The 17,748-nt window shown below is 41.4% G+C and carries 15 protein-coding genes; 12 read left to right on the top strand and 3 right to left on the bottom strand.

All coding sequences use genetic code 11. From position 1 onward, the window contains the following. Positions 1–52: 52 nt before the first annotated feature. The 3 genes from PING_RS21650 to PING_RS16375 are packed head-to-tail and all read left to right on the top strand — an operon-like array spanning position 53 to position 3,623. Complete coding sequence (locus PING_RS21650) at positions 53–181, top strand: hypothetical protein (protein WP_269571544.1); 129 nt, start codon at positions 53–55, stop codon at positions 179–181. Continuing rightward, entirely contained in the window at positions 178–1,518 is a 1,341-nt protein-coding gene (locus PING_RS16380) for an HlyD family efflux transporter periplasmic adaptor subunit (protein ID WP_011771423.1), read from the top strand. Before PING_RS21650 ends, PING_RS16380 begins: the two co-directional genes overlap by 4 nt. After that, entirely contained in the window at positions 1,512–3,623 is a 2,112-nt protein-coding gene (locus PING_RS16375; protein ID WP_041766637.1) for an HlyD family efflux transporter periplasmic adaptor subunit, read from the top strand. Before PING_RS16380 ends, PING_RS16375 begins: the two co-directional genes overlap by 7 nt. A 164-nt stretch (positions 3,624–3,787) precedes the next feature. On the opposite strand, the gene PING_RS16370 is transcribed toward PING_RS16375, so the two are convergent. Beyond that, the gene (locus PING_RS16370) at positions 3,788–4,237 is read right to left on the bottom strand and encodes a transcriptional repressor (protein ID WP_011771421.1); all 450 of its coding nucleotides are present in this window, start codon (positions 4,235–4,237) and stop codon (positions 3,788–3,790) included. 241 nt (positions 4,238–4,478) lie between these two features. Here PING_RS16370 and PING_RS16365 point away from each other — a divergent pair, with 241 nt between their 5' ends. From PING_RS16365 to glpQ, 3 genes are all read left to right on the top strand, one after another. Then, positions 4,479–4,784 (top strand): metallophosphoesterase family protein, encoded by a 306-nt coding sequence (locus PING_RS16365; RefSeq protein ID WP_011771420.1) that lies wholly within the window; start codon positions 4,479–4,481, stop codon positions 4,782–4,784. Positions 4,785–4,827: 43 nt separating this feature from the next. Further along, positions 4,828–4,998: a metallophosphoesterase family protein gene (locus PING_RS20750; RefSeq protein WP_157035389.1), complete on the top strand. Its 171-nt coding sequence runs from the start codon at positions 4,828–4,830 to the stop codon at positions 4,996–4,998. 522 nt (positions 4,999–5,520) lie between these two features. Then, complete coding sequence (glpQ, locus tag PING_RS16355) at positions 5,521–6,600, top strand: glycerophosphodiester phosphodiesterase (protein WP_011771419.1); 1,080 nt, start codon at positions 5,521–5,523, stop codon at positions 6,598–6,600. A 54-nt stretch (positions 6,601–6,654) separates the two neighbouring features. Here glpQ and PING_RS16350 read toward each other — a convergent pair whose 3' ends face one another. Further along, complete coding sequence (locus PING_RS16350; RefSeq protein WP_041766633.1) at positions 6,655–7,428, bottom strand: DeoR/GlpR family transcriptional regulator; 774 nt, start codon at positions 7,426–7,428, stop codon at positions 6,655–6,657. Between the two features lie 791 nt (positions 7,429–8,219). After that, the gene (locus PING_RS16345) at positions 8,220–10,109 is read right to left on the bottom strand and encodes a sigma-54-dependent Fis family transcriptional regulator (RefSeq protein ID WP_011771417.1); all 1,890 of its coding nucleotides are present in this window, start codon (positions 10,107–10,109) and stop codon (positions 8,220–8,222) included. A 782-nt stretch (positions 10,110–10,891) separates the two neighbouring features. On the opposite strand from PING_RS16345, the gene PING_RS16340 reads away from it, so the two are divergent. The 6 genes from PING_RS16340 to PING_RS16315 all read left to right on the top strand — a co-directional run bounded on the left by PING_RS16340 (position 10,892) and on the right by PING_RS16315 (position 16,870). Beyond that, on the top strand, positions 10,892–11,992 hold the full coding sequence (locus tag PING_RS16340) for an ABC transporter ATP-binding protein (protein ID WP_011771416.1): 1,101 nt from the start codon (positions 10,892–10,894) through the stop codon (positions 11,990–11,992). After that, positions 11,985–13,094: an ABC transporter ATP-binding protein gene (locus tag PING_RS16335; protein WP_011771415.1), complete on the top strand. Its 1,110-nt coding sequence runs from the start codon at positions 11,985–11,987 to the stop codon at positions 13,092–13,094. The genes PING_RS16340 and PING_RS16335 overlap by 8 nt, the downstream gene beginning before the upstream one ends. Continuing rightward, positions 13,081–13,941, top strand: coding sequence for a carbohydrate ABC transporter permease (locus PING_RS16330; RefSeq protein ID WP_011771414.1), 861 nt, complete (start codon positions 13,081–13,083; stop codon positions 13,939–13,941). The genes PING_RS16335 and PING_RS16330 overlap by 14 nt, the downstream gene beginning before the upstream one ends. 20 nt (positions 13,942–13,961) lie before the next feature. Further along, positions 13,962–14,762, top strand: coding sequence for a carbohydrate ABC transporter permease (locus tag PING_RS16325; protein WP_011771413.1), 801 nt, complete (start codon positions 13,962–13,964; stop codon positions 14,760–14,762). A gap of 9 nt (positions 14,763–14,771) precedes the next feature. Further along, positions 14,772–15,044, top strand: coding sequence for a DUF2160 domain-containing protein (locus tag PING_RS16320; RefSeq protein ID WP_011771412.1), 273 nt, complete (start codon positions 14,772–14,774; stop codon positions 15,042–15,044). A 104-nt stretch (positions 15,045–15,148) separates the two neighbouring features. Further along, positions 15,149–16,870: an ABC transporter substrate-binding protein gene (locus tag PING_RS16315; protein ID WP_011771411.1), complete on the top strand. Its 1,722-nt coding sequence runs from the start codon at positions 15,149–15,151 to the stop codon at positions 16,868–16,870. Positions 16,871–17,748: the final 878 nt, after the last annotated feature.

Here is a 17,748-nt window from a genome sequence, read left to right as displayed (position 1 = left end):
GACCTTGCGCAGTTGTTTTATACATTTGCCAAGCTTGGCAAAAGGAAACATTATGAGTGAAACGGTTGCATTCCTGTCGGGACTGCAGCAACAACAGCGCAAGGCATCTGACCTTGCGCTGTTGTTTTATACATTTACCAAGCAAAGGCATTATTGCCTTTGGCATAAGGAAACACTGTGAGTGAAACGGTTGCATCCCTTTTAGGATTGGAACAACAACTGCGCAAGGCATCTGATCTTGCGCAGTTGTTTTATACTTTGGTCAATCAAATGGATAGTTGCGTACCTTATACGCAGGCGTTGCTGTTGGTTGGTAAAAATCTACAACATACTCAGATTGTTGCAGCATCTGATATTCCAACGGTTGATTATACTTCGCCCTTGATAAGTTGGGCTGAACGGTTAAGTAAAGAACTGATTGCCGCTGGTAATGCAAGGCAACAGCAAGTTATCAGGCCTAATGACTGCAGTGATGAATTGTCGGCTGAGTGGAAAACATTAGGGTTACCCTCCTTCCTTTTATGGCAGCCATTACCCGTGGAAGCCCTTGATAATGAGCCTGCTGGCGCATTGTTGCTGTTTAGGGAAAAACAGTTTTCTAAAGCCGAAACAGGTCTCTGCCAACATATAGGAGGCAGTGCCGGGCATGCCTTGTTTGCTTTGCGTCGTCAACAACCCTTGCGCGGAGTTATACCGCATTTAAAACAACGCAAAGTACTGTTTGCTGCACTCTTTATTATCGGTCTGATGTTACTCATGCCCGTTAGGTTAAGCACCTTAGCACCTGTTGAAGTTGTTGCCAAAAACCCCTATGTCGTTGCATCGCCGCTTGATGGTGTTGTTGAAAAAATTGAGGTAACACCAAATCAGCTGATTAATAAGGGAGATCTGCTTGCACAGTTGGAGACTAATCAGCTTAAAAGTGAGGAATCCATTGCTTATCAGGCATTGCTGGTTGCCAAAGCAGAGTTGAAAACAGTTCAGCAAAGTAGCTTTATGGATCCTCGCCAAAAAGCTCGTATTGCAGAACTTCAATCACAGGTGAAATTAAAATCTATACAATGGCAATATCTGGGTGAGCGTTTGTCGCGTGCGGCTATTTTATCGGAAATCTCTGGCGTAGCAGTACTTGATGATCCTGGCGAGTGGAAGGGCAGGCCGGTTAAAATTGGTGAACGTATTTTGCTGGTGGCAGATCCTGCTCAGGTAGAGTTTGAAGTGATGTTACCGGTTAAGGACTCTATTTCATTATTACCCGGCACCGATGTGCGCATTTTTCTGGATAATGATCCTTTTAATCCCTGGGCTGCACAACTCAAACATGCGGCCTATCAACCACGTCCCACAGCTGATCAGCAAATGGCTTATAAGCTGGTGGTTAGTCTTAATGCCCATAAAGGTAAACCCCCTCGGATTGGCCTGCATGGAACGGCTAAAATTTATGGCGAGCAGGTCAGTTTGTTCTTTTATCTGTTCCGCCGTCCGGTCACAACTTTTAGACAGTGGTTAGGGTGGTAGAGCCGGGTTTACCTGCTCTTAGGCAGGATCTGAAATTATTGCCCGGATCCCATGATGAAGATGGTGCTCCTCGTTGGCTGCTATATGACAGTGTCCGCAATTGCTATTTTACTCTGGCAGAATCGGCACTGGATCTGATTCGTTATTGGTCTCCAGGTGTGACTGCTGATCTGATGTCACAGGATCTTGAAAGCCGGAAATTATTCTATGATTCAACAGAAATTCGTGCATTTGCTGATTTTTTGATTGTTAATCATCTGGTGGCGGCTCGTTCTAAAGAGGCTTGCGATTATTTTTCAAAGCAGAAGAATGCCAGACGTAAGGGGATTTGGAGCTGGATGCTGCACAATTATCTTTTTGTACGGATCCCGTTACTGCGACCGGATCCTTTACTCAGTAAAATGGTGCCCAAGCTTGCTTGGTTATTTAGCCCTAAAACGCATTGGACATTATTACTATTAGGGCTGCTGGGCGCATTACTGGTATTGCGACAATGGGACACTTTCAGTTCAACTTTTGTTTATTTCTTTAGCTTTGAAGGAATGATCCTCTATGCCTTGACCCTTGTTGTGGTGAAAAGTGCTCATGAGTTTGGTCATGCACTGGTTGCACACCGGTTAGGATGCAGAGTTGCCTCAATGGGGGTGGCATTGTTAGTTATGTTACCGATACTGTATACGGACACGACTGATGCATGGAAACTGCGCTCTAAAAGGGATCGTCTGAGCATTGTCACGGCAGGGGTACGGACCGAGCTGTATCTGGCTCTGTTTGCCACTTTTATGTGGTCCGTCTTGGCGGATGGTCCATGGCGTAGTGCCGCATTTTTTGTTGCAACGACCAGCTGGGTGACCTCATTGCTGGTGAATATAAGCCCTTTTCTTAGGTTTGATGGTTATTATGCGCTTTCAGATCTGCTGGGTATTGAAAACTTGCAGCAGCGGGCATTTGCACTGGGTCGTTGGCAACTTCGTCGATTTCTTTGGGGGATTGATGATCCCCTTCCCGAACCGCATCCTAGATCGCGGGCGAGGTTGTTAATTGTGTATGCCTGGTGTGTCTGGGTATACCGTTTTTTTCTTTTTCTTGGCATTGCACTGTTGGTTTACCATTTCTTTTTTAAGGTATTGGGGCTCCTGCTTTTCGCTGTCGAACTTATTTGGTTTATTGTTATGCCGGTTGTTAGAGAGCTTAAAATATGGCGACAACGTCATGCTGATTTTAATTTTACGCCATTGCGTTTACTGGGGTGGGCATTGCCTGTTATTGCTTTTATTTTTGCAATACTGCCTTTGCCGACAGAGGTTTCCATTCCAGCAGTTATCAAGGCTGAATATTCTCAATTTCTATTTGCACCCGAAGCCGCACAGGTTGATACGCTTTATGCCGATATAGGTGAACAGGTGCAGACTGAGCAATTATTATTACGTCTGAAAGCGCCAGAGCTGGAGAATGCTATCCGTCAAATCAAGGAGAAGTTGCAGTTGGCAGAGCTTCTGCTCTCAAGGCAGGCCACTTCATTTGAAGAAAGAGAGCAACAAGTCAATAATCGGGAACGGATCAGGCAACTCCAAGTGCAGTTAGCGGGATTTTATAGCAGACAACAATTACTTGAAATTCGGTCTCCTTACTCTGGATATCTATCAGCGATGGAAATACTTAGGCCGGAGCAATGGGTTGGTAAAGATCAATTGTTGCTAACCTTGGTTGACCCGGAATCTCTTAAAATAGAAGGGTTTGTCGATGAGCGCGATCTTAACCTTTTATCGATAGGCAGCAGCGGCGTTTTTATCAGTAATTCAGGTGAAGATAAGGGTATTCCTGTCATTTTGGAGGATATTGATATCAGTGCTATTGCCTCGCTTCCTTACCCTGAGTTAGGGTCTGGCACAGGCGGTTCAGTGGCTGTTCGTTATACAGATAAGAAACTAATTCCAGAAATGGCTCATTATCGGATCAGTGTCAGCCTTGATAAACGGCCAGATGCCGACAGAGAATTTCTGCGTCAGCCAGGTATACTGGTTATAGAAGGAAAGAAACAAAGTTGGTTATGGAAACAGTGCAAGCGAATTATATCGATTGCCTTTAGAGAATCTGGATTTTAATCAACATTGATGCTGTCGATGGTTGTGGGGCATTCACCCCTTTTTTATGATTCATTGAACTTATTAAAAATGAAAATAAATGTCTGTTTTTTCCGTTTTTTTTGAAAAAAAGGGCACAAAAAAATATTTAATCAGTAAAGTGCTGAAGCTAAACCCGTTTAGAATTAAACCTTCATAGATGAAGCGTGCTGGCATTGAGCGCAAAATCCATGAACTTCTAATACCTTATTGGTTATTTGAAAACCAGATTGTTTAGCCTGCTGAGCAAAAGCATCATCAATCACAGGATCGCTTAATTCAATTACTTTTTTGCAACTATCACAAATTAATAACTGCATCGGGTGCTCACAGCCAAAATGAGCACACATAAGGTAAGCATTTAAGGATTCAATGCGATGAATAAAATGGTTCTCTAACAGAAACTCTAAAGCGCGATAGATGGTAGGCGGTTTAGCATTTTCTTCATGTTGTTTTAATCGTTCCAGCAAATCATAGGCGCTTACCGCCCCTTTTTGTTCAGCCATCAGTAGAAATACCTGTTGGCGTATTGGCGTGAATCTGATTCGTTTTTGTTTACAGATATCGGTAGCGCGTCGTAATAGAGATTCTTGCATAAAGATGCTCGCGATAATTAAATTTTATTTGGAATAATGCCTGATATTAACATAAGCAGTAATATTTCTATGTTGATTAGACAAAATTGTTTTTTGTGTCCATGCGGTCATTTAATGTAAGTGCATTTATTTAACTTATCTTCTTCTGTCCGATCCCACTGTATTTATTATTTATTTCAGTTTGCACTAAATTAAAGGTGTTATTGCTCGTAGATCTGTCGGTAATGCAAGGAGAGAGCAAATGTTGAATAATGAGAGTATACCCGTTCATTGTTATTATTCCCGCAATAGTGCGAAACGAGATTTTTTTGTTGGTGATAGTCATGGAAAATATTCACTTTTGATGCAACCTCTCAAGAAGATTAGCTTTGATCTGAGTGCCGATCGATTATTCTCCGTAGACAATATTATTGACCGGGGAGAAGGGTCTTTTAACTGCCTAAAACTGGCGAAAAAAGAATGGTTTATTCCTGTTCTGGGTAACCACGAGCAATTTTTACTCAAGATGGAAAACGCTCATCTTATAACAAAATCAATTGTTATTTAAATGGTGCTGTTTGGTGGGAGGCATTAAATGAGGAGCAAAGGATATGAGCAAAGCGCATTGTCGAAAGAAACTATATTTGACTTTGACGGTTGCAACTCTCGCCGGAGAGGTTGGTGTGACTCATGCTCAATATCCTTTTAATCAATGGCCTGTTAAGAAAAAAGAGATAACCGGTGAGGATTATAAAGAACTGCTGTGGGAGAGACTGTATTAAAAATGACTACAAGCGCTCTTTTGCAGGCGTTGATTTTATTGTCTCGGGTCACACCTCCTTAAGTAAATCCTTTTTAAAAGGTCAGTAATTATTTATTGATACCGGATGCGGGTATCAAGTCAGTCAGGCTCAGCAGGATCCTCATTTGACAATTTGCGAGTTTGCAGACCATAGTATTAAAATAGTGACCCTATCCGAAAGAATGTTCGGCTCATCAAGTATTCAGGTTTTTTGGGGTTCACTCGCTCAAAACACACTCACTAATTCGATTAAGGAACCACTTATGTTCGGTGAAAATAAGGTATACGCACAGTGCAAACTTGATAGTGAAGCTGAAGAACGGGTTTCGGCAGCTGTATAAGCCGCGAAAGATTCATCTTATTTAATCAGTACCCGGATTCAATATTTTTACCCGACTCAATTAATAGAAGTTTAATAGTGGCCAGTTAAAATGGCCTATAGAAAGTTAGGGAGCAGTGTCTGAGCAAGCTTGTATATTTAATCATAAGGAATAATGAAACTATGTTCAAAAAATTATCAAATAAGAAAAAAACACTGATGAGTTTACTGATGATTTCATCAGCAGCAAGTTTTGCTCAGGTTGAAAAAATAGTTGTCGCCCATCGCGGTGCCAGCGGTTATCTTCCTGAGCACAGTATGGAGGCTAAATCGATGGCTTATGCCATGGACGCTGACTACATTGAACAGGATGTAGTGATGAGCAGTGATGATTTCTTAGTCGTACTGCACGATCATTATCTGGATCGTGTTACTAACGTCGCAGATATATACCCTGATCGCCAACGTAAAGACGGCAGATATTACGCTATTGATTTTACTTTGGCAGAAATCAAAGGTCTTAAAATGACCGAAGCATTTAATATTAAAGATGGAGAGCAAACGGCTGTTTACGCACAGCGTTTTCCAATTTGGAAATCTGACTTTAAGGTGCATACTTTAGAAGATGAAATAGAAATGATTCAAGGTTTAAACAAAAGTACAGGTAAAAATATCGGTATCTATCCTGAAATTAAAGCGCCGTGGTTTCATCGACACGAGGGCAAAGACATAAGCGTAGCGGTATTAAAAGTGCTTAAAAAATACGGTTATACCAGTAAAACTGATTTGGTCTACTTTCAGTCTTTTGATGCCGAGGAGTTAAAGCGTATTAAATATGATCTGCTTCCAAAATTGTCTATGGATATCAAGTTAGTGCAGTTAATAGCCGAAACAAGCTGGGATGAAACCATGGTGTATGTCGATGGTAAAGCTATTGCTTATGACTATGACTGGATGTTTAAGCCGGGTGCAATGAAAGAAATAGCTAAATATGCCGATGGTGTGGGCCCCTGGTATCCTATGGTGGTTGCACCCGAGTCGAAAAAAGGGAAGTTAATATTCACCTCTCTTGTTAAGGAAGCACATCAGGCCGGTATGCAGGTTCACCCTTATACCTTTAGGCTGGATGAAGGACAAATTCCAGAGTATGCGCAGGATTTTGAAGAATTCTTAGATATTTTCTATAATAAAGCAGACGTTGACGGGGTATTTAGTGATTACCCGGATCGTGCGGTTAACTTTTTACAAGCACAAAAAAAGTGAGTCTTACCGTTAATTAATAGTAAGCACTTATCAAAATGATAAGTGCTTACTACTTTAGCGCTCCTTTGGAACCACTTCAAATGGAATCTTGTGCGCTTTTAATAATGTAGTGATTTCTTTGGGTGGCGGCCTATTTGTTATCAGCATATCTATTTCCGCTATATTACCCAATTTAACCATCGCATTACGCCCGAATTTTGTATGGTCAACCGCGAGATAGACACTGCGGCTATTTTCTATAATGGCTTTTTTAACCCGCACTTCATGATAATCAAAATCTAATAACGAACCATCATAATCAATCCCGCTGATACCCAAAATACCAAAATCTAAACGGAACTGTTTAATGAAATCCAGCGTCGCCTCACCGACGATACCGCCGTCTTTATTACGCACTTCACCGCCGGCCAGGATAACTTTAAAATCCTCATTGCCCATCAATATAAAGGCTGCATTGATATTATTGGTCACAATCTGTAAATTTTTGTGCGTTTTTGCTAATTCTCGCGCAATGGATTCCGGCGTCGTACCAATATCGATAAACAGTGTCGCACCGTTAGGAATATATTTTACTAAGGCTTCTGCAATGCTGTCTTTTTCGGTTAGCTGCATGGCTTTACGGGTATTATAAGCGGTATTGATAGAGCTCAGCGGGGTCGTTGCGCCACCATGATGGCGGCGTATTTTATTTGCATCGGCCAGTTCATTTAAATCTCGGCGAATAGTCTGAGGACTTACTTTAAAGTGCTCAACAAAGTCCTCGGTACTGACATATCCATTTTTATAGACGAGATCGATGATTTTCTGATGTCTTGTAGTTTGCTTCACGAAACTCTGCTCCTGGTACTGTGAACTTAATTCCCTCATTTTAATGAAATAAGTTTAATGAAATAATTTTACCGTGACGGTGATGAATAGCAATGAAATAACAAGGTTGCTGAGTGATAGAATGGTTATTAGTTTCGAATTGAAAAAAATAGGTTATAAAAGCATGCTTTTATAGTCGAACACTCAATATTATAAGCGATTCTATTGAATTTCGTATGCCTGATAGCAAAAGAATGACTCAAGTGATCATAAACTTAATGCTTTTGGTATAAACCTTTAGTTTTGGCCTTTAATATGGCCGGCTTTGCCTCGCTGATGGTGTCTATTTTAAGACAGATTGGAGACATAAAAGAGTGCCTTCTGACACTCTTTTATAGGTTAATGCTCTCGATATAAGTATTAGTGATGTTTTCTACTAAGCTGTCCTGCACAGCTATTCAATATCTTGATCTGGCATTTCAGCCAATTTCTGTGGACACTTTTTACTGCATGTTTCCAACCAGATTAATGCTGCTAACCTTTAATTGGATCCGCATAAGGTTCGAATAAATGTTCAATGACAGCTTTACCTGCCAATGATGTTTTTTACTTATCACAGTACAGTCTCTACTGTAGTAATTAGAAGTCATTGCAGAAAAAAACACTGCAATGGGCCTTACTGGCTGCACAGAGCCGTATGGAAGTTTTTTCCAGCGATTGATTAAACGATAGTGGTGTTGCGTAAATAAGGGAGCTAAGTTGGGGTAAAGCAACTTGCTGGCAGTTTAAGGTCATGATGATTTGATTTTACATTATTTAAAACCACTCTCACGCAGGCGTTTATAGACGGTATTTCTGCTCACGGATAACTGTGCTGCAGTTTTTGATATATTACAATTAAGCGACTGATATAAAGCTATTATGTTGTTGGTGTTCGAATCCGTTGCAGCTGTTAATGGTTTGTTTTCCTGTCCGACAATTAAAGTCTCACCGTGATTTTCACTTGCTTCCATATCAGTAAAAAAATCATCGGGGAGATGCTCAAAGTCAATCGGTTCATTATCTGACATTGCCTGCGCAATTTGAATAACACTGACCAATTGACGAATGTTACCCGGCCAGGGGTGCCGGTTAAAGCTATCCATGGCACGCTCTGTGATCTCGGTATGCTGTTTATTTTCTGCGTAATATTTCAGGAGAAACTGGATCAATTTCTGGCGGTCGCGGCGATGGCGGAGTGCGGGTAATTCTATATTTAAACCACTTACCCGGTAATATAAATCCTGACGGAAGGTACCTGCTGCGACGGACTCTTTAAGATTGCAGTTGGTCGCGGAAACAAGCTTGAAATCGACGGGATAAGACTCGGTGCTGCCCAGAGGGTTCACCCTGCGCTCCTGCAATACCCGTAATAAACGCGCCTGAACATTGAGTGGCATATCACCAATCTCATCTAAAAATAATGTCCCTTTATCGGCTTTGCGGATTAGTCCTATATAACCTTTACTGCTTGAGCCGGTAAAGGCGCCTTTTTCATAACCAAAAAGTTCCGATTCAACTAACTCCTGTGGAATAGCGGCACAGTTTACGGTAATCAAATTCTGTTTGCTGCGCAGGCTTGAATAATGCATCGCTTTAACAAATACTTCTTTGCCGACACCCGTTTCCCCGGAGATTAAAATAGGAATATTTTTGTCAATAATACGTTTGCTTTGAGCGACAGCTTTCTCCATCACGGGATCACCAAGGTTAAGTTCATCTAACTGAAACCTGTGTTGATCTGATACATGCCTGGCTGATTTCTCGGGCTTAATCTCGGCTCTAAAATCCAATGCTCGGGGTTTTGCCTGTACGGGCTTATGCACTATCCCATGTACTCTGAATTGTTGCGTGGTCACTAAGGGCACCTGAAAACCTTCGGGTTGGTTGACTAACTGACTGACGTTAATCATAAATAGCTGAGAGATATTCACGAGTTTTAAATCACAGCCGAGCATTATTTCTGCCCGGTGATTCGCTGAAATAACCAAACCATTTTCATCAAATACGATTAAGCCTGACCACTGACTATCAATATTCTCGATGCTGGTATTAAAGCGCAGTATAAAATATTCGCCCTTAAAGTGGGAGGTAATCAGTTGATTCTCTACTGCTTGCGACATTATTTTTACTAGCCCTAAGGTATGTGATTCAGGCAGGTAAGTATCAGTTGATATATCGATTACCCCAAGCATCTCGCGGTCTATACCAAAAATAGGGGCGGCTGATCCGGTCATAAAACGGTTGGAAATTAAAAAATGTTCATCCCGCTCAATCTGCACTATGTTGCCGGTTTTCAGCGCAGTACCAATTGCATTTGTTCCTAATGTGGATTCCTGCCAACCACTACCGGGCGTGAATATCTCTTGATTATCGCGCTTAAAGCGCTGATCGCCCCAATTTTGAAGCACGTAACCCTGATGGTCAGCGAGCATTACCTGGCTCTTACTGTTAAGCAGTAAGTTTTCATAATAGGGCAGTACTTCATTATGAGTTGTTGTCAGAAGGCTATGATGTTCATCAAGCAATGAAGACAGCGAGCCACCAGCTAGGCGGTCAATATTTGGCGTTGAATTATGGTTCAGTCCGGACTCTCGACAGCGTTGCCAAGACTGCACTATCATCGTCTCATGTGTCCTATGATGTACTGGTTTTGTGGGCATTTTATTGCTCCCCTATTCTTCATTGTTGCTGTTAAATCATTGTAAGCTTTGTGTCTTGATGTTCGAAAAAGAGCCTATTATGATTACAAACGCGCATCAATACGTTTACATTGATCACGCAATCAGTACAAATTCAGCTGGCGGGTATTTGATTGTAATATTTGCAAGGCAGATCACTTAATTATAAATATTTTATGTTTTTTTTATTTGATTGGTGAATTAGATCACATCGATCCGCTTATTTTTTATTCAAAATGAAAAAGTAGTTTACGAGAAGAAAATAAGCGCATTACAGAAAAAGATTAAAAAAGATAACCCCTCTTAATAGGTTCCTAACCTCAAAAAATTAATTATTACGATTGATTAATACCAACAGAAACAATTATTTTAAAGCAGACTTAAATCCTTCAACTATTGATTTAAATGGGGGCGCCCACTTTTCAATTCAGATCATAATTTTTTTGCTATAAGTGGTCTATTCAATTTCCAAGCTGTGCATAAACAGAAGATAAATATATTTCTTTCTTTACAAGTTGTTCACATTTACTTATAACCTGTTCACGTTTAATTACAATCTGTTCACATTATCTTAACAAAATTGCTCATTAATCAGGTTTATTTATTTTCAAAAAAACAAATAAATATTATTATTATTAATTATCAGTAAGTTACATTTTACCGTGAAAGTTGGCATGAATTTAGCATTGTAGTGTGAGAATTGGCAAAATTGCACAGAACATAAATTTTTGTCTCACTGTTAATCAAAATGGAGATTATCGCCTATGTCCCTGACATTGGAAAATGTAACCCAGATAGTAGATGGCCAGTATTATATTAATAATGCCAACCTGACTTTTGAAGCTGGCTCTTTTAATGTACTGCTTGGCCGCACCTTATCTGGAAAAACGAGCTTAATGCGTTTAATGGCCGGATTGGATAAGCCGACTTCAGGCCGAGTGCTGATGAATGGAATTGATGTAAGTGGTGTGCCAGTGCGCAAACGTAACGTATCAATGGTTTATCAGCAATTCATCAACTACCCAAGCATGACAGTGTTTGACAATATCGCCTCTCCGCTGCGTTTAGCTAAAGAATCGGAAGCTGTCATCAAACAGAAAGTGATAGAAATTTCCGATATGCTGCAAATTACTCAGTTTCTTTCGCGCATGCCTCTAGAATTGTCGGGAGGACAGCAGCAACGCACCGCGATGGCGCGTGCATTGGTAAAAGATGCCGATATTATTTTATTTGACGAGCCCCTCGTTAACTTGGATTATAAACTGCGCGAAGAGTTGCGTGAAGAGATGCGCGAATTATTTGCTCGGCGCAACACTATTGCTGTGTATGCAACCACCGAGGCTAATGAAGCACTGGCGCTAGGAGGCACGACTACAATATTGCATGAAGGGCAGATTGTTCAGAGCGGTCCAACCGCCGAAACCTATCATAAGCCTTGTAATGTAGTTGCCGCGACGCTGTTTAATGAGCCGCCGATTAACATGATTTCCGGACGTATCACTAAAACCGAAGTCACCTTTGATAACACCGTCCATTTTCCGCGAACCAGCGAGCTTCAGGCTCTGCAGGAAGGCGACTATCAATTTGGAATCCGCCCCAGCCACTTGAGTTTATTACCTAAAAATGACGATGATCTGGAACTTTCAGTTCAGGTCGAAGTTGCTGAAATAAGTGGTTCAGAGACCTTTTTACACGTGCGTAATCCGCATTTTGAAATGGTCCTGCATTTATCCGGTGTGCATAACTATACCGTAGATGAAAAAATTAAAATTTATGTACCCACCCATAAACTCAATGTATTTCATGAGGATGGCCACTTAATCCAGGCATGTAGCCGCAGAGTTGAGGATAATTATCATGGCTGAAATTCACTTAAAATCATTAGCGCATAGTTACAATAGAAATGCGGAAAAACCAGAATACGCAATCCGAGAGATGGATCATGTGTGGCATGACGGAGGTGCTTTTGCGCTATTAGGGCCGTCTGGCTGTGGTAAATCTACCCTGCTTAATATCATTTCCGGTTTATTGAAACCTTCCGATGGTGAAGTGTTATTTAATGGTGTGAAAGTTAATGACATTCTACCGCAAGACCGAAACATTGCTCAAGTATTCCAGTTCCCGGTGGTCTACGACACTATGTCGGTGTTTGATAACTTGGCCTTCCCGTTACGTAATATGGGCGCGGGCGATGCCAAAATTCAATCCAAAGTAAGCGAGATTGCCGAAATACTTGAGCTGACCGATGTACTGAAGAAAAAAGCCGCCAATCTTACCGCCGATGAAAAACAGAAAGTGTCCATGGGGCGCGGTTTGGTACGTGATGATGTATCGGCTATTTTGTTTGATGAGCCGCTGACGGTTATCGACCCGCAGTTAAAATGGAAACTGCGCCGTAAGTTGAAACAGATTCACCAGAAGTTTAAGACCACTATGGTCTATGTGACTCATGATCAGCTTGAAGCCTCTACTTTTGCAGACAAAATCGCCCTGATGTACCAAGGCCAGGTGGTACAGTTCGGTACACCGCGCGAACTGTTCGAGCAGCCTAATCATACTTTTGTCGGTTATTTTATTGGCAGCCCAGGAATGAACTTTTTGGAAGTAAAACGCTGTGAGCAGGGTGTATGTTTGGGTGACAAAATATTTCCACTCAACGATTTAGAGAAACAGGCTCTGCAGATGATCGATTCAAATAACCTGAAGGTGGGTATTCGACCTGAATTTGTACATGTGTGGGATGATGCCGATGATAGTGCTTACCGGGCTGAAGTCGAGTTTGTTGAAGACTTGGGTACCTACAAAATTGTCAGCCTGAGATTGGGTGAGCATTTGATTAAAGCCCGTCTGCAGGAGGATCAGAAAGTCCCTAAAGAACACGCTTTTATCAGTTTCCCTGAGCAGTGGTTAATGCTTTATATCGACGAATTTCTTGTCGCCAAGGATGATCATAATGAAGAAAACTAAATCCAACAAAGCATGGTTCTTAGTTCTACCAGTATTTATATTGGTGGCGTTCAGTGCCATTGTGCCTTTAATGACAGTTGTAAATTATTCCATTCAAGATATTTTTGGGGCTACCCGTTATTTTGTCGGTGTCGAATGGTACCGCGAAATACTGAATGATTCGCGTCTTCAGGACTCATTAGTCCGCCAGTTTGTGTTCTCGGGAAGCGTTTTGCTGATTGAAGTTCCATTAGGGATAGCGGTCGCATTGATGATGCCCAAAGCTGGTAAATGGTCAGTTGTGACCTTGCTGGTATTAGCACTGCCGCTCTTAGTGCCACTTAATGTAGTGGGAACAATTTGGCAAATCTTCGGGCGTGCCGATATCGGATTGTTTGGCTGGGGGCTTAATGCGTTAGGCATGGATTATAACTATGCCGCAAATCCAATGGATGCCTGGTTTACAGTACTTCTGATGGATGTCTGGCACTGGACATCGCTGATAGCTTTATTATGTTATTCAGGTTTGCGTGCTATTCCTGATGCCTATTACCAGGCTGCAAGCATTGACCGTGCCTCAAACTGGGCGGTATTTAGATACATTCAATTACCTAAACTGAAAAGTGTTTTGCTGATTGGGATACTGCTGCGTTTTATGGACAGTTTTATGATTTATACCGAACCCTTCGTATTAACAGGTGGCGGACCGGGTAACTCAACTACTTTCTTAAGTCAGGCATTAACTAAGATGGCGGTTGGGCAATTTGATATTGGACCTGCCGGTGCATTCTCGATCATTTATTTCTTGATCATTCTATTAGTCAGCTGGCTGTTCTATACCGCAATGACCCATGGCGATAGTAAATAATTAACGCAAAGGATGTACTTATGAATAAGAAGAAAACACTGGGGCTTAGCGTATATATTATATTCTTGCTATTGCCTATCTACTGGCTGTTAATGATGTCGTTTAAGGATAATTCAGAGATATTAGGTGGCTTAAGTTTTTGGCCTGATACTTTCACCTTTGACAACTACATGACTATCTTTACCGATCCTACATGGTATACGGGTTACCTTAACTCTATCTATTATGTAGCACTGAATATGATTATTACGTTAACGGTGGCATTACCTGCGGCCTATGCCTTTTCACGTTATAACTTTATGGGCGACAAGCATCTGTTTTTCTGGTTATTGACCAACAGAATGTCACCACCTGCGGTATTTTTGCTGCCGTTTTTCCAGCTATATTCATCGGTGGGATTGTTTGATACTCACATCGGTGTCGCCCTCGCGCACTGTTTGTTTAATGTGCCCTTAGCGGTCTGGATTCTGGAAGGTTTTATGTCCGGTGTGCCGCGTGAGATTGACGAAACTGCCTATATCGACGGTTACACTTTTCCTAAGTTTTTTGTGAAGATATTTCTTCCCTTAATTCGCTCCGGAATCGGTGTAACAGCCTTCTTTATCTTTATGTTCAGTTGGGTGGAATTATTGTTAGCAAGAACATTGACATCAGTTGACGCTAAACCTATTGCAGCGGTAATGACCCGTACGGTCAGTGCATCGGGTATTGACTGGGGAGTCTTAGCAGCGGCGGGTGTACTGACTATTCTACCTGGCGTAGTGGTTATTTGGTTTGTTAGAAATCACGTGGCGAAGGGCTTTGCTCTTGGCCGTGTATAGGAGAAAAATATGGAATGGATGGCTTGGACTACGCCTTCGGCGCTGTTTTTTGTGGGTATTGGCTCTATTATATTAACCATGGTTTGTTGGGAAATATTAAGTCCTACCGTGCCAACTAAAGGCTTTTTACCGATTATAACTACCCGGGGTGATAGAATTTTTATCAGCTTATTGAGTGCTGCATTTATTCATTTAGGGTTCATAGGATTAACAATGTTGCCGTTATCGGTTCCGTTAATTGTAGCCATAATTTGGCTGTTTATTGTAATGAAATGGGGGTGAAATGACAGAGAGAGTATCGAGGTCCTGACTTAAGGATGTGTGCTGGCACTATTGGGTGCCTACAGTAAAAACTATGCACTTTTAATAATAAAAGGAAGAACATAATGTTAGACAACAAAAAATCAGTATTTAAGCTTGGTCGTTTAAGCGTTGCTTTGTTGATCGCTGGATGTAGCAGTATGGTAATGGCAGATAAGTTTAGTGATGCTGCCCAAAACTGGGTTGGCAGTGAATTTACCCCATCAACGCTCACTGAAAAGCAGCAAATGAATGAAATGAGCTGGTTCACTGAAGCGGCAAAGCCTTATCGTGGTATGGAAATCAATGTTGCTTCAGAGACGCTTACAACTCACGAATACGAGTCTAAAACCTTAGCCAAAGCCTTTTTTGAGATCACTGGCATTAAAGTAAATCATGATTTGATTCAAGAGGGTGATGTGGTTGAAAAATTACAAACTCAAATGCAATCAGGGATCAATATTTATGATGCGTATGTCAATGACTCGGACTTAATCGGTACCCATTTCCGTTACGGTAAAGTTGTGCCAATCAGTGATTTTATTGCTGGTGAAGGTAAAGCGGTTACCAACCCAGACTTAGATCTACAAGATTTTATTGGTTTGGATTTTACGACTGGCCCAGATGGAAAAGTCTATCAACTACCTGATCAACAATTTGCAAACTTATATTGGTTCCGTGCAGATTGGTTTGCAGATGAAGATCTTAAAAAGAGATTCAAAGCCGAATACGGTTATGAATTAGGGGTGCCGGTAAACTGGTCAGCCTATGAAGATATTGCAGAATTCTTTACTGTAAAAGTGAAAGAAATTGACGGTGAACGTGTTTATGGACACATGGATTACGGTAAAAAAGATCCTTCTTTAGGATGGCGTTTTACGGATTCGTGGTTATCCATGGCAGGGGCAGGCGACAAAGGTCTTCCTAATGGTTTACCCGTTGATGAATGGGGAATTCGTGTAGAAGGTTGTAATCCTGTTGGTTCAAGTGTGTCACGTGGCGGCGCAACTAATGGACCTGCTGCTGTGTATGCAACAGCTAAATACGTAGAATGGCTTGACAAGTATGCCCCACCTGAAGCACCTGGCATGACCTTTGGTGAAGCAGGACCGGTACCCGCTCAAGGAGCAATTGCGCAGCAAATATTCTGGTATACTGCCTTTACTGCTGATATGACTAAACCTGGACCCGTAGTAAATGAAGATGGTACGCCAAAATGGCGTATGGCTCCATCACCACTCGGACCCTACTGGGAAGAGGGTATGAAGGTAGGTTATCAGGATACAGGCGCGTGGACTTTCTTAAAATCTACACCAGTTGACCGTCGTAAGGCTGCGTGGTTATATGCGCAATTTGTCGTGTCTAAATCAGTTTCTCTGAAAAAGACAATTGTTGGCTTAACACCTATTCGTGAATCCGATCTGAATTCACAGGAAATGACCGACTTGGCACCTAAGCTAGGTGGCCTAGTTGAATTTTACCGCAGTGATGCACGTGAGCAATGGACTCCAACGGGTACAAATGTGCCTGATTATCCTAAGCTTGCGCAATTATGGTGGCAGTATGTTTCTGAAGCCGCTAGTGGTGAAAAAACAGCACAACAAGCTATGGATGGTTTAGCCGCAGCTCAAGATAAAGTGATGGAGCGTTTAGAACGTGCTAACGCTCAAGGTGAATGTGGTCCTAAACTTAATCCTGAGAAAGATCCTCAGTATTGGTTAAGCCAGCCTGGTGCACCTAAAGCTAAGTTACCTAATGAAAAACCACAAGGTAAAACGATCGCTTACAAAGATCTGATCGCTGGTTAATTAACTAAGATATGATCATAACTAAACCGGCCTTTGTGCCGGTTTTTTATTTTTAAGCTGTTATTTTTAAATTCAAATGGACTTTCAGGCTGAATGTCCATTTGAATTTATTTTCCAAGGGATTGGCTGTTGATTTAATAATGCAGCTATTCCCTGGGCTGCTTGACTGGTGAACAGCAGATAAATTGTAGATATTCTCTAAATTTACTCTCGCATTAGGGCCGAATTTTATATGCTCACCCGCGAGTTATACTAAAAGAATTAAGTTTATGATTATTTTATTAATACGTTTGGTATAAGCATGTGATGTCGGGGAGTGGATTGAACGACAGTTCAGCTCGTAGGGTGCGCTTCAGCACCGATTGTGGCTGCTTGCGGTGCATAGAATGCACCCTACCGATCATATAATACCAAGAGCATTAATTATGATTACTTGCTTTTAAGGCAAAATTTACGCTCACCAAGCTGTCAGAATGAATTTGAATAGTAAATCTGATTAACTTTATTAATGCGTTTGGTATAAATACTCTGTTCAAGAGATTGAATCGACATAACAAATTAATTAATGGATTATGTTATAGGTAGGGTGCGCTGTTCCATCGCCAATGTATTGCATAAATCAGGCAATTAAATTCGATAATTTAGCCAATTTTTTTATTTAAAGATTATGTACATATTAGTGAGTTAATCAAGTTGGTCGAGGATGGAATAACTTTAGGCATCAGGTAGAAGAGGTAAACACACTCTGCCAAAGGGAGTGGGGTAGTTGTGCAACCATGATGGCGGGTATTTTATTTGTATTGGCCAGTTCATTTAAATCTTAACCAATAGTCTGAGGACTTACTTTAAAGTGCTAAACACAGTCATAGATACTGACA

Origin of the sequence: Psychromonas ingrahamii 37 (genome assembly GCF_000015285.1) — a bacterium.
In the GTDB taxonomy this organism is placed as follows: Bacteria; Pseudomonadota; Gammaproteobacteria; order Enterobacterales; family Psychromonadaceae; genus Psychromonas; species Psychromonas ingrahamii.
Note: the sequence above shows the minus strand (reverse complement) of the source record. Positions and strands in the feature narration are given on the sequence as shown.